This is a genomic window from Legionella maioricensis, from assembly GCF_023618015.1.
Taxonomy (GTDB): domain Bacteria; phylum Pseudomonadota; class Gammaproteobacteria; order Legionellales; family Legionellaceae; genus Legionella; species Legionella maioricensis.
In genome coordinates, this window is sequence record NZ_JAJKBJ010000001.1 from 471,103 (window position 1) to 485,442 (window position 14,340).

The following is a 14,340-nucleotide window of genomic DNA, read 5'->3' on the forward strand; positions in this document are numbered from 1 at the left end:
ACATAATACGGGAGAATGGATTTAATGAAAAAAATAATTACCTTACTTTTTAGCTTATTATTTGTATTCAATGTGTTTGCTGCAGAGCGCGTCGTCAATTTAGTCGTTGACTATAAAACGGTTTATTTTGCCGGGAAACCCCGAAAGGCCATTGCGGTGAATAATCAAATTCCAGCACCCACCTTGCATTTTAAAGAAGGGGATCAGGTCACCATCAACGTGACTAATCATCTCGATAAAGGAACATCAATCCACTGGCATGGTGTTTTAGTCCCTTGGCAAATGGATGGCGTAGAAGACTTAAGCCAGAAATCCATCCCCCCTGGTGGTGTTTTTCATTACAAGTTCGTACTGGAACAAGCTGGAACTTATTGGTATCACGCGCATGAAGGCCTACAAGAACAACAAGGTTTATATGGCGCCTTTCTCATCGATCCTCCTAAAGCACCCAATTATCATTATACTAAAGATTTTGTTGTTGTCTTATCCGACTGGAGTAATACAAAACCAGAACAAATTTTGGCGAATCTTAAAAAAGCAGGAGATTACTATGCGCCTCGCTTCCCCCTCCAACCTTCGCTTGCCAAATTTATTCATGATTATAAAAAAGGATCGGCTCAAGAACGACAACGTTTAATCGCTGATTACAAAATGATGCAACAAATGCGCATGAGTATTTATGACATCAGTGACGTGGCCTATGATGCTTTTTTACTCAATGGCCAACCTAAGTCCAAGCCTTGGACTGCACTCGTTAAAAAAGGAGATATCGTACGGTTACGTTTTATTGGCGCAGGCGGCGGCACTATTTTTCATGTGAAAATTCCTGGCGCGACCATGCAGATGATGCATGTACAAGGTAATGATGTGCGACCTTATACGATCGAAGATTTTACAGTAGCCCCTGGTGAAACCTATGACGTATTGGTCAAAATTCAAAAAAATGCACCCTATATTATTTACGCTGAATCATCAGATACTGTAGGCGCAGCTTACGGTGCGTTAATCACATCACCTAATCAATTTGTTAATTATGATGCGGTAACTCGCTTTCCTGAACCATTACCTGTCACCAGAGAGATGATGGCATTGATGATGGGCAAGATGAACCAAGGCTCATTACCTAGGACAATGAAACCATCGGGTATGACAAAAACAGCACATCATACTCATGCTATGAAGATGAATTCAAACATGAAGATGGATTCAGGCATGAAGATGGATTCAGGCATGAAGACGGATTCAAACATGAAGATGAATTCAAACATGAAGATGGATTCAGGCATGAAGACGGATTCAAACATGAAGACGGATTCAAACATGAAGACGGATTCAAACATGAAGATGGATTCAGGCATGAAGATGGATTCAGGCATGAAGATGGATTCAGGCATGAAGACGGATTCAGGCATGAAGACGGATTCAAACATGAAGACGGATTCAAACATGAAGATGGATTCAAACATGAAGATGGATTCAGGCATGAAGACGAATTCAGACATGAAGACAAATTCAGACATGAAGATGAAATCAGACACGAAGATGAAATCAGACACGAAGATGAAATCAGACACGAAGATGGATTCAGGCATGAAGATGAATTCAGACATGAAGATGAAATCAGACACGAAGATGGATTCAGACATGAAGATGAAATCAGACACGAAGATGAAATCAGACACGAAGATGAAATCAGACACGAAGATGAATTCAGACATGAAGATGAAATCAGACACGAAGATGGATTCAGGCATGAAGATGGATTCAGGCATGAAGATGGATTCAGGCATGAAGATGGATCACGCTCAGTCAATGAATATGAGTATGCCCACTGAACCATCCATTATAGGAGACAAGCTGTCTCCTCCCAACTCCTCCTATAAAACCTCGATAGGAACAAAATATCAACCGATGATTGCGGCCATTAAAACCAACGATCCCAACAAACCTGTAGCTCATGTGATCAATATGGAGTTGTTTGGCTATATGGATCAATTCATTTGGTTCATCAATGGTGTACCCGCTTACAAAGCACACCCCATCATTTTAGAACCCAATAAACGCTATCGTTTTGTTTTCACTAATACGTCCATGATGCATCATCCCATGCACATTCATGGCCATTGGTTTATTTTACGCACGGGAAATGATGCCTATGATCCCTTACTGCATACGATTGATGTTCCTCCTGGAGCTACTATGACTGCAGATGTTGACACGGATGCCAGCGGTCAATGGTTTTTTCATTGTCATTTTCTCTATCATATGATAACCGGGATGTCACGAATATTTCAGTATTCAACGTTAATCGAAATAACCAAAGGGGAAAGGAAACCACAAGATATTGTGAAACAAACCCCCTATTATAATCGCCCCATTGTGAGAGTGGATGAAGCAATGCCCATTGACCTCTCACTGGCGAAACATCCCATGGTTCATCCTGCAGGATTATGGCGGGCTTCATTTATAGATGTAGGAGCCGACCCCTTTCATAATGCGCAACGCCTTAACTATAAAGGCTTATATGGACCGGATTACAATAAACTGGAATTATTCGTCAATGATGCCGAACTGTATAAGGGAAGGCTTGAAAATGCGGACATCGATGTTTTTTACTGGCATTTAATCAGTCAATTTTGGGCGATTAAAGCCGGCGCAAATTACACCAATCAACCGGCGAATACGCCTTATTGGCAACCGGGTATTGGTCTTGAAGGGATAATGCCTTATTTTATTGATACCAATCTCAGAGGTTATTACTACAAGGGTAGCGCGAAATTAGATCTTGAATTATCACGCGATACGCAAATCACCAATAATTTTCTTATCAGAGCAGGAGTGCGAAGTATCCTCGCTTCAAAAACAGTAATCCAAGCAGATATCGGCAGTGGATTGAACCAAATGCGCTATATTGTACGGCCTTATTACCGCGTAATGCCAGGCCTAGACCTATTTGTTGAATACGAACATGAGCATAGTTATGGAGCATTTAAAACCATTCAAGTCACTAATGGAGAGTCAGCGACCCAAGACACCGTAACATTTGGTCTTGTCTGGTTACTTTAATTAAGGAGGGCAGAAATAAAAGCGCTCAACGATTACTTACACTTTTTTCTGCTTTCTTGATGAGAGACACAACCGAGTTATTTGTGCATCGGAATACAGCGAAATGATAGCGGTATAAGAGCCGCATGAATCGAGAGATTCACGTGCGGCTCTGTGAGAAGCTAAAGAGTCTTGACTTAATCGAGCAGGATCAAGGTGTTATCACGCGATTAAACACCTATTTTTTCACATTCTATGGCACAACGAGTGCACGCCTCAGCACACCAGGTACAATGTTCCATGTGGTGAGCACGATCTCTGCAGGCTTTAGCACAAAGTGAACAGATTGCTTGAGCGTATTTCGACTCTCTGGTCATCATTTCAGCAGCCAGAGTACACAGTTGAGCACAATCCTTCCTGTCACGCTCAAAAGTACCCACCATGTCCTTGTCTTTATCCTCATTGATACACGATGTCTCGCAATGTCCGCATTGAGTAGCACAAGCCAAACAGGCTTCGATACACGTTTGATATTGTTCATGAGCCATCATAATTTCCCTATTAATAGTTAAAATTTCGGTCCCAACACTTCTAAGACGCTATATTGGTCTATTATAGTCCATATATACCAAAGAGAGCTCCGTCATGTAAAAATCATTTTATTGTTTGCAGTGATAGGCCTTGCCTTCCAACCCATGCTGATCAACCAGGTGATTTTTGGGATTACCTGTAAATGTTGACTGATGCTGGGTAATCATGAGGGTATTTGCTCCTAAAAGAGCCGACTTATTTTTTAAAATATTGAGTTCATCTTGATACAAATGCTCATGGGATTGATACGATTGTGAAACTCCATTCACATCGTAAGCAGATATTTTGTCCAAATACTGACAACTTCGGCTGAGCTTACCTGCTTTGACTACTTTGATTTGAGCTCCTTCTGAAGTGAGCGCTACATTTTTACTACAACTTGAAAGCCCAACTAAGAGCGTAACTAATAGACAGTAGCTCGTCTTTTTTCTCATTTAATGCTCCTTGTTATTCTTTATTCTCTTTTAATTTAAAATGAGTCAATGCCATTTAATAAATGAATCATACTCTAGGTGCACGCTCGCTAAAACCTACTCAGCTAATCATAAATCATGAATGCATCTCATGCGTCATGGTTAAAGGAGGCATAGCAACTCCTTTATAATGAACCAGGGTCATCATCCCACCTTCTTGATGATACAGCATATGACAATGCATCATCCAATTACCCGGATTATCCGTATCAAATTGCACCTTCACCGTGGAATGAGGCAAAACCAGCACGGTATCTTGGATGGCGCCGTTTTTAATGGCTTTTCCATCAATTTCAGTCACTTCAAACACATGACCATGTAAATGCATGGGATGAGCCATAGTGGTCTGATTGTGAAACACCATCTCTACCCGTTTATTGGAAGTGACTTGCAAAGGTTTTATATGAGGCCAAACTTGTTTATTAATGGACCACGAATAACCCATCATATCACCCTCCAGATTGACAACCAGCGTTTGCCCAGGACTTTGTGGTTTTAAGGGATTTACTGCCTTGAGCTTGAGTTCCTGGTCGTAATTGAGTGCACCCGCTGTTGAATCCACTTGCTCTTTAAGGACAGGAATAGTTGCTTTTGGTGTGGCAAGAATAAGGCCCGTTTGCATGGACGTGCCCTCACCTTGTGCAAGGATAGGATAAGCCTTTTCACCGACAGGAATTTTAACCAGTACATCCAGGCGTTGTCCTACTGGTAATTGAAACTGATTGGATTTCACAGGCTTAATCGGCTGACCATCAATGGCAATGGCAATGGCCTCACCCTGTAACTGTCCCGTGTTGAGAAAAAAATTGGTCATCGCAGAGCCCGCTATAAAGCGCAAGCGTACGGTATCGCCAGGACGAACAGAGACGATTTCAGGATTTTTAAGGGTGCGGTAATTAGTAAGAAAGGCATCATAGGCCACATCATTTAAATCAAGCGTTGCCTGCTTGCCATCCACAGAAGCCATTCCACCGCCATGGTGCATGTGCGCCATTTCGCCGTGTTTTAATTTGGCAAAAATGAGTTCCGGTTTTTTATAACTAAAATCACCAATGAATAACGTGACGTCCTTAGAGCTTTGGACTTCATCAGGATCGGATATAATGAATGGAGCCGATAAAAACTGTTGGACTTGCAAGTCATGATGCGAATGCATCCAATAAGTCCCAGATTGTTTTAAAGGAAAATGATAATGGTATTCACCACCTGGCGGAATAGGAGCCTGAGTGATGTAAGGCACGCCATCTTGATCATTAGGAACAATCAAGCCATGCCAATGAACCGCCGTAGGTTTATCCGTCTGGTTTTTTACAATAGCGTCAAACATCTGTCCCTTTACTCCATGAAAACCCCAAGTCCCATCGGGCTGTTCTATTTTAAACAGTTCACTTGCTTTACCATTGATGGTGGTCGTGTATTTTTTGATAAGGAGTACGGTGGGTTTCGCAGGTTTCGACACAGGCGCATTAGCGCCTGCAATTAGGTTATTTAAAACTAAAACAATGAACAATAAACCGCGAACAACTAACATCATAACAGCTTCCTGGATTAATTAGGGGCAACAGGAGTATACAGCGCGCGTAGCTGCACTAACACCTTTTGTAATTTTTGCCAATTGGTTTGTGTGCCTTCTTTATCCTTGTTATCGCCTGTTTTGTCAAGACGAGTGGCCAATTGGTCAACATAGCTTAAGTTGTTTTGCAGTGTTTTTTTCTGCTCCTCCGATAAGTCCTTGCTTAATGCAGGTAACGCGTTGACTAAATCACGAATGGCAAAAGCATGTTCGTGTATAGAGGTCAGCTGATTGTCGGTTATTGCTTTCTCGATGGACGCAGCATGCTTATCTACAGCCTGCCAAATGGCTGGAATGGTTTTAGGAATGACTTCAGTTTGCTCTTCAGTCGGGTTAGCAAATACCTTGGAGTAGCCACAAACCATCAAAACACTGACTATAAGCCCCAACCAAAAGTGTTTTTTTTGTTTCAAAGTACTGTGCATCATGTTTTTTCTCCTTGAGTAGTTTCATTAAAAGCAGTACGTTTTTCTCGCCACACTTCGATGGCGTTATACACGGTAGGCACTACAAACATATTTAAGACCGTTGATGTAAATAATCCACCTAAAAGCACCTGAGCCAAAGGACGTTCCAACTCCTTACCTGCCGGCGAGCCCCATAATAGCGGAAACAAACCCAGTGCCGCGGTTGCAGCAGTCATTAATACTGGCACCAATCGGTCTAAGGTGCCATCAATAACCACTTCCTCCCGAGTTTTTCCCTGCAATCGTAATTGATTGTAGTGGCTTACCAAAATAATTCCATTTCTCGCCGCAATACCAAACAGAGTAATAAAGCCAATCATGGCCGCCACACTCATCTCACCACTGACCAAAAACAGGGAGATGATCCCACCAATGAGTGCTAAAGGCAAATTAAACATCACCAATAACGCTTCTCTAAAGGTGCCAAAGGCTTTATGCAGTAAAATCAGCATGATAAAAATCACCAATCCACCAAAGGCCAAAATAACTTTGGACGCTTGTTGCTGGCTTTCAAACTGGCCACCGTATTGAATAAAATAACCGGTGGGGAGTTTAATTTTTTGTTGTACTTGCTGTTGGACTTCTGCAATCACACTGCCTAAATCGCGGCCCTGCACATTAAAGCCAATCACTAACAAGCGTTGCACATTCTCACGATTGATTGCAAAAGGCTGCGGCTCCAAGTCAATCTCAGCCACTGCTCGCAGGAGTATTTGCGCATTGCTGAGCGCACCCACACCATGGGCATCAATGAGCATGTTTTGAATGGCTCTGGCGCTATCACGCCCAGATTTATCCATTCTAAGAAATAAATCAAACGTTCGTTGTCCTTCTAAAACACTCGATACACTGACTCCATTAAGCAGCACCTGCACGTCTTCCGAAATCTGCCCAACATTCACGCCATAACGTGCTGCCTTTTCACGATCAAGCTTAATCACTAACTGGGATACTTTGATTTGTTGTTCTTTATTAACATCCACCACTCCTGGTACTGATTTTAAAAGGGTTTCCATCGACTGCCCTAACTCATTGAGCGTTGATAAATTATCGCCAAATAGTTTTACGGCTACTTGCGCCCTGACTCCTGAAAGCACCTCATCCATGCGATGGGCGATGAATTGGCCGACGTTAAATACAGCTCCTGGGACATTGGCCAAATCCGCACGGATGCGTCGCAGTAATTCATCCGGGGGCATGGATTTATCCTTATCAAAATCAAGACGCACATCAAACTCACTGACATTAGGCGGCATCGCATCTTCATCAAGATCACTACGACCAGCTCGCTGGGCAATAGAAATTACCTGGGGGTAATGTAACAAGGCTTTACGCACTTGTTTGCCTAAACGCATCGTTTCATCTAAGGAGGTTCCAGGCAACGTGCTCATCGCCACAATAAAATTACCCTCATGAAATTCCGGTAAAAAAGAAGTCCCGAAAAAAGGAAGCAGCCCCATGGCAAAAATAAAAGCAGATAGGGCCAGGGCGAGCACCGTTTTGCAGTGCGATACGGACCATTGGAGTGCAGTTAAAAAATGATGTTTAAGCCACAAGACAAAACGAGTTTCGGGTTCAGCCTCGCGGTCGCTTTTGCGCTCAACTGTATAATGCCTCTCCTTTTGCGATAAGGCATGTAGACTGACTTCGGCATCTTGCTGCTTTTCTTTATTACGTACCAATAACAGGTAGCACAGGGCGGGCACCATCGTGATGGAAACCACCAGAGAACCTAAGACGGAGGCGATGTAGGCAATGGCTAAAGGACTAAAAATACGCTCTGCAATACCTGACAAAAAGAAGATGGGTAAAAATACGAGACTAATGATAATGGTGGCATACACTACTGAGCTTCGAATTTCAAGCACCGCATCAAAAACCACTTCAATGGTGGGCAAGGGATTGGCTTCCTGACGATTAATCCGTAAGCGATGCACTACGTTTTCAACCGTAATGATGCCGTCATCAACCACCTCTCCAATGGCAATCGCCATACCTCCTAAGGTCATGGAATTAATGCCAATGCCAAAATAATGAAGAACTAAAATACCGACTACGAACGAAACCGGCATAGACAAAAACGTAATAAAGGAAGCTCTCCAGTTCATCAAAAAGACAAAAAGAATCGCAATAACAATCACTGCCCCTTCAAGCAAGGCCCTTGTTAAATTTTGAATGGCAGATTCAATAAAATTGGCTTGACGAAAAACATTGGTAATTAAAGTCACATCAGCAGGCAGTGTCCTTTTAATTTCGACCAGTGCCTTTTCTACTTTAGCCGTTGTGGTAACTGTATCGGCCCCATAAGCTTTTGAAATCGTACCAATCACTGCATAATCAGTGTTATACGCACTATCGCCTCGTTTAATCTCACCACCAAAAGCAACGTGTGCGATGTTATTAATGGTAATGGGCACGCCATTTCGAACAACAATCAATGTTTTTTTAATGTCATCGAGCGATTGAATACGTCCCATGGTGCCCACCACCAACTCGGTACCTGCCTGATGCAAAAACGCTCCTGGCACGTTTTGATTGGTGGAGATTAGGGCTTGGCGCACGTCTTCCACGCTGATGCGATAAGCCAACATCCGCTCTGGCAAAAGCCTGACCTGATATTGCTTGACTTCACCACCAAGAGAAACCACTGAGGCCACACCACCCAGCGCCAGAATCCGTGGACGAATAGTCCAGTCTGAAATGGTGCGTAAAGTTTCTGGACTGGCTGTAGGGCTGACTAAAGCGTATTTCACTAACCAGCCGACTGCCGAGATGACAGGCAACATCACCGGTGGATTAATGCCCGGAGGCAGTCGATTAGCCACCTGCTGAATGCGTTCATTGACCAACTGGCGATTACGGTAGATGTCTGTTTTATCATCAAACACAATAGTAATAGTAGAAAGTCCAACGGAAGTTTTGGAGCGTACACTAGCCACCCCTGGCGTGCCATTAATCGCACTTTCTAGAGGATAGGTAATTAAGGATTCTACATCTTGAGTGGTCATGCCAGGAGCTTGAGTTTGCACCACCACTTGCGGTGGCGCAAACTCAGGGAACACATCCACCGGCATTTGCTTTAAAGTATAACCACCCAACAAACAAAGAATGAGCGTTAATGCCAAAATTAAGGGGCGATTATGCAGTGACCAGGCAATGAGACGATTAAACATTAAGGTTTCTCCTCGTTACCTGAATGAGGTTTTTTGCTACCGCTACTTAATGACAAGGTATACAGTTCTCGATTGCCTTGAATGACCACCGTATCACCAGGAACAAGGCCGTCTTTAATTTCCGTGTACGTATCGTCACTGGCACCAACGCTCACATTCACCCGCTCATAGTTATTGCCTGTGCGTACAAAGACAAACGAGACATTATCCACATTAAGAATCGCGTTACTTGGTACAGTCAGTGCCGCATTGGCATAGCGTAAAACAAGATTAGCCCGCACAAACATACCTGGCTTTAATACGTTGTCTTGATTATCCAAGCGGATTTGGACATTAACGGTACGCGTTAAAGCATCCAAATTGGGCTCAATGAGTGTCACTTTGCCTGGAAAAATCTGCTTGGGATAACTTAATGCATGAACATTAACCTTCTGCCCTACTTTAACGCGGCTTAAGTCTTCTTCATATACTTGCGCCACAACAAGCAACTGGTTCCGATTACTGACATGAAACAAAACGGTATTAGGCTCCACTGCCTGTCCCAAATTAACATTACGTGCATCAATAACCCCATCAATCGGGGATTTCACCGCCACACTAGGCGGTGGATTGCCAATTAAACGCGATTGCACCGTAGCCAAAGCCTGGTCTTTGACTACTTTATCGCCTAAATTGGCATTAATGGCCGTCACAGCACCACTGATTCGTACACTGACATCGGCTTGAGCATCGGGCAACAACTGAATTTGGCCATTAAGAGTCAGCAATTCTGCCATAGGACGAGGGGTCGCATCAGCCACCTCAATACCCAACATTTGAGTTTGCTCCTTGGTCAATTGTACAGGTCCCGCTTTTCCCCCCTCATTGACCTCAATTTCATCCCCATGTGCACTTACTGAAGGTGCATTTAAGAAGAGGCACAAAACAATTGCTGCACTCAGTCCTGTTTTAATCTTTTGTTGCCAAGTCATAACCATTGTCATTCCTCTGGTAGGCTAAATACGAACACAGTCCCTTGGGTTGATCTGTACCCATTGCAGTACATAATGCAACATACACCTGAAAATATTTCTCTAACGTATTTAAATAAGCATTCTGTAAATCATTTTGTTGGCGCTGAATTTGCAATACATTTAACAGTGAAATTTGACCATTCTGATAGGCATCTTGTGCCAATTTTATATTCTCAATACTTAAACGAAGGGAGGTGTTTTTGGCCTGCACAAGACTGGCGTGCAAGGCTTTAAGCTGCGCGTAATTGCTGGCTACTTCCGTTTCAATCGCAAGATTTAAAGCGCGTAGCGCCATGAGGGCTTGGGTTCCTGTGGCGGCTGCCTCAAGGATTCGCCCCTGATTGGTATTTAACAAAGGCAGGGGAATGGAAAGAGTGACCCCTAAAGTGCGATCGGCTGACTGTGGCGGTCCATTTTCTACAACAATCTTATCTTGTTGAACGCCAAGACCCAAAGTCCAATCTGCAAAGCGCTGGGCTTTCGCAAGACGCCTGTCGGCATTGGCTCTACCCACCGCCAACCAAAGACTTTGTCGGTCAGGGCGATGCTGTAAAGCAAAGGACTGCAACGTTTGAAGTTTAAGGAGTTTGAGGTGGATTGGTGTCTCTAATTGGATCCTCAACGGTTGATTGGCTTTCCGACCGAGTAATTGATTCAAGGTAGCATATTGACTGATGCGAAGGCTGTGCAAAAGATGCTTGTCTTGCTCAATGCGCTGGTATTCAATACGCGCCGAATTATCATCGAGCTTGGAAATTTCAGCAGCATGATAACGATCATGAATCACATTCACCAGCTCCCGATTAATACGCAGTAAATAATTGGCTTGTTGCAAGCGCTTCTCAGTAACCACAAGTGCATAAAAGGCAATAGCTACTTTAGCGCTTAACTGACGTTCCGCTTCTCGAATTTCAGCCCTGGCGCGTTCTACATCAATACGGGCTACCGTTTTTTGTTTGGCAATACGCCCAGAAATAGGAAACGCTTGGGTAAAGGCCGCGCTTCGAGAATATTCGCCTTCATTATTAAACAGTCTGTCGTCGTTATTCGACACATTAAAATTGGGGTTTGACCAAAGCCCTGCTTGCACTAATCGACCCGCGGCAATAGAGACATTGAAACGCGCTGCCCTTAAATCTTTGTTATGGTCTATAGCCAGTTGGGTTAATTCCTTAAGGCTTACAGCAGGCTGAGCGCTCACAACAAAAGAGCAAAACACAAGTATTAAAATGAGTAAACAACGCTCATTCACCCTGATTAAATGCTTCGCTTGCCCTAAAAAAATTCTTTTTAGGGGTAAGGAACAGGCCGGTATGCGTTGATAACCCCAAGAATAGTTCATACGTGTAACCACCGTAGGCGAAGCGCATTCCCAATGACGGATACCGAGCTCAATGACATGGCAGCAGCAGCAATAATTGGGCTTAAAAGCATCCCAGTCATAGGATATAAGACCCCTGCAGCAATGGGCACACCTAGTGCATTGTAAATAAATGCAAAAAACAGATTTTGGCGGATATTGCGCATCGTCGCTTGCGATAAACGCCTGGCCTTTAAAATGCCATTTAAATCACCACGCAATAAGGTAACCCCTGCACTTTCTATCGCCACATCCGTGCCCGTTCCCATGGCAATACCAATGTCGGCTTTGGCAAGTGCTGGCGCATCATTGACCCCGTCTCCTGCCATAGCAACAATACGACCTTTAGCCTTCAATTCACCCACAATACGACTTTTATCTTCAGGCATGACTTCAGCCATCACGTGCTTTATGCCCAATTTAGCGGCAACTGCTTCACCGGTTTTTTTACTGTCCCCAGTCAGCATAAAAATTTCAATTCCATCCTCCTGAAGTTCACGAATGGCATCGGGTGTTGTGGCTTTAATCGGGTCTTCGACAGCCAAAATCGCAGCCGCTTTACCGTCCACCGCCATGAACATCACCGTAGCCCCTTCGGCCCGTAGTTTATCGGCTTTTGCCACTAACAGATTACTGTGAACACCAAGCTCTTGCATCAACTTGGTATTACCGATGCCAATGGAACGTCCCTCGATTATTCCTGTCACCCCTTTGCCCGTCGGCGCATTAAACTCTGAAACATGAGATAAAGTCAGCTTTTTCTCTTTTGCTGCAGCCACAATGGCATTGGCCAGCGGATGCTCACTGTTGCTTTCTAATGCCGCAGCCCAAGCCAATGCCTCATCTTCTTCAAACTCATCGGCCGTGATAATTTGTGTCAGCTTTGGATGTCCTTCAGTTAATGTACCCGTTTTATCAACCACTAAAGTATTAACTTTCTCCATGTGCTCCAGCGCTTCTGCATTTTTTATCAGTACTCCATTTCTCGCACCAAGTCCAACTCCGACCATAATCGACATCGGTGTGGCAAGGCCTAAGGCACAAGGACAGGCAATAATAAGCACCGAAACTGCCGCAATGAGACCGTAGCTGAATGCGGGTTGCGGGCCATAGAGTACCCAGACACTAAAGGACGCCACTGCAATCAAAATAACAATAGGCACAAACCAGGAAGACACGGTATCTGCCAAACGCTGGATTGGGGCACGACTTCGTTGTGCCTCACTCACCATCTGTACAATGCGTGCCAGCATCGTGTCACTGCCAATATGCAAGGCTTTCATGACAAAACTACCGGTCTGATTTATAGTCGCACCAATGACTTTGCTACCCACATCCTTAGCTACAGGCATAGGTTCACCAGTAACCATCGATTCATCTACATGACTATGACCTTCGTGTACTTCACCATCAACAGGTATTTTCTCACCAGGCCGTACGCGCAGCAAATCCCCTTCATGGACTGCATCAAGTGATACTTCCTCTTCGCTGCCGTCTTCCCTCAAACGATGTGCACTCTCAGGGGCTAGTTTCAGTAAGGCACGAATTGCACTACCCGTTTGTTCGCGCGCTTTGAGCTCCAACACTTGTCCTAACAAAACCAAAGTAGTAATCACTGCGGCTGCTTCAAAGTAAACGGCCACCACGCCTTCTTTACGAAAGACTGCTGGGAATAGTTGTGGGAATAAGGTGGCCACTAAGCTGTAAACCCAAGCTACACCGATACCCATGGCAATCAAGGTAAACATGTTCAGACGCGTCTTTAGCGATTGAAATGCCCTCTCAAAGAAAGGCCAACCTCCCCACAAAACAACAGGAGTTGCCAGCACCATCTGCATCCACGTGGATTGGCTTGTAGAGAGGTGAGATATTCTTCCATGCCCACTCATTTCTAGAATAAAAACGGGCAGTGTCAAAATGAGGGAGACCCAAAAACGACGGCGCATATCTCGATATTCAGGACTAACCTCCTCCATGATTGTCGCAGTAACTGGCTCTAGGGTCATGCCGCAAATTGGGCAGTTTCCCGGATGAGATTGACGAATCTCTGGGTGCATAGGACATGTGTACATCACCGCTTCACCTTCTTTGGAAGCAGCAGGCTTTCCTTGATGCGTGTCTTGCTTGGAATGACACCCCGTATGCTTCTTTGCGCCTTCAGTGGGTTTTGCATTATCCTGTTCGTGTGGCATAGTTCACCTATTCGTATTTTTTGAGTAGTTCCATGATTTCGTGGATGCGTTCCACCTTGCGTGCTTCATCCTGACTGCAAAAACCATCGGCAATGCACCCCATGATATGGGTTTTGAGTACACTAAGCTCTATGGATTTAATGGCATTACGAACAGCACGTAACTGAGACAGAATATCAACGCAATACTGTTCTTTTTCAATCATGCGCTTAATCCCTTGCAGCTGGCCCACAGCACGGTTGATGCGAGAACGCTCTTTGGTATGTGAGGAATGGTCTGGCATAGCTTAATATCCTTTAATAATTCCCACCGAAACATTCGCTAAACAGGAGTATCCAAGCATGAATCATATGGCCGATTGAGTGAATGGATGCACTATTAAGAATTCTAAATAGTTCCCATTATGTATCGCTTCACCCAATCTCTGTCAAGTCATACCCTGGGGGGTATAAT

At 44.1% G+C, this 14,340-nt stretch carries 10 protein-coding genes; 1 reads left to right on the forward strand and 9 read right to left on the reverse strand.

Annotated features, from left to right (window positions below; genetic code table 11):
- Positions 1-24: 24 nt before the first annotated feature.
- Positions 25-3,066, forward strand: coding sequence for a multicopper oxidase domain-containing protein (locus LOX96_RS02105; RefSeq protein ID WP_250420731.1), 3,042 nt, complete (start codon positions 25-27; stop codon positions 3,064-3,066).
- A 209-nt stretch (positions 3,067-3,275) separates the two neighbouring features.
- Here the strand turns inward: LOX96_RS02105 and LOX96_RS02110 are convergent, their stop codons facing one another.
- From LOX96_RS02110 to LOX96_RS02150, 9 genes are all read right to left on the reverse strand, one after another.
- Positions 3,276-3,596 (reverse strand): four-helix bundle copper-binding protein, encoded by a 321-nt coding sequence (locus tag LOX96_RS02110; protein WP_250420730.1) that lies wholly within the window; start codon positions 3,594-3,596, stop codon positions 3,276-3,278.
- Between the two features lie 108 nt (positions 3,597-3,704).
- Positions 3,705-4,070, reverse strand: a complete 366-nt coding sequence (locus tag LOX96_RS02115; protein WP_250420729.1) for a DUF4156 domain-containing protein — start codon at positions 4,068-4,070, stop codon at positions 3,705-3,707.
- Positions 4,071-4,185: 115 nt separating this feature from the next.
- Entirely contained in the window at positions 4,186-5,643 is a 1,458-nt protein-coding gene (locus tag LOX96_RS02120) for a multicopper oxidase family protein (RefSeq protein ID WP_250420728.1), read from the reverse strand.
- A gap of 14 nt (positions 5,644-5,657) precedes the next feature.
- A complete protein-coding gene (locus tag LOX96_RS02125) occupies positions 5,658-6,110 on the reverse strand; it encodes a transporter (protein WP_250420727.1) in 453 nt (150 codons plus the stop codon).
- Positions 6,107-9,322, reverse strand: a complete 3,216-nt coding sequence (locus LOX96_RS02130; protein WP_250420726.1) for an efflux RND transporter permease subunit — start codon at positions 9,320-9,322, stop codon at positions 6,107-6,109. The genes LOX96_RS02125 and LOX96_RS02130 overlap by 4 nt, the downstream gene beginning before the upstream one ends.
- On the reverse strand, positions 9,322-10,293 hold the full coding sequence (locus LOX96_RS02135; RefSeq protein ID WP_431606628.1) for an efflux RND transporter periplasmic adaptor subunit: 972 nt from the start codon (positions 10,291-10,293) through the stop codon (positions 9,322-9,324). The genes LOX96_RS02130 and LOX96_RS02135 overlap by 1 nt, the downstream gene beginning before the upstream one ends.
- Positions 10,271-11,677: a TolC family protein gene (locus LOX96_RS02140; RefSeq protein WP_250420724.1), complete on the reverse strand. Its 1,407-nt coding sequence runs from the start codon at positions 11,675-11,677 to the stop codon at positions 10,271-10,273. Before LOX96_RS02140 ends, LOX96_RS02135 begins: the two co-directional genes overlap by 23 nt.
- The gene (copA, locus tag LOX96_RS02145) at positions 11,674-13,887 is read right to left on the reverse strand and encodes a copper-transporting P-type ATPase (RefSeq protein ID WP_250420723.1); all 2,214 of its coding nucleotides are present in this window, start codon (positions 13,885-13,887) and stop codon (positions 11,674-11,676) included. The genes LOX96_RS02140 and copA overlap by 4 nt, the downstream gene beginning before the upstream one ends.
- A gap of 7 nt (positions 13,888-13,894) precedes the next feature.
- A complete protein-coding gene (locus LOX96_RS02150; RefSeq protein WP_250420721.1) occupies positions 13,895-14,170 on the reverse strand; it encodes a metal-sensitive transcriptional regulator in 276 nt (91 codons plus the stop codon).
- Between the last annotated feature and the right edge of the window lie 170 nt (positions 14,171-14,340).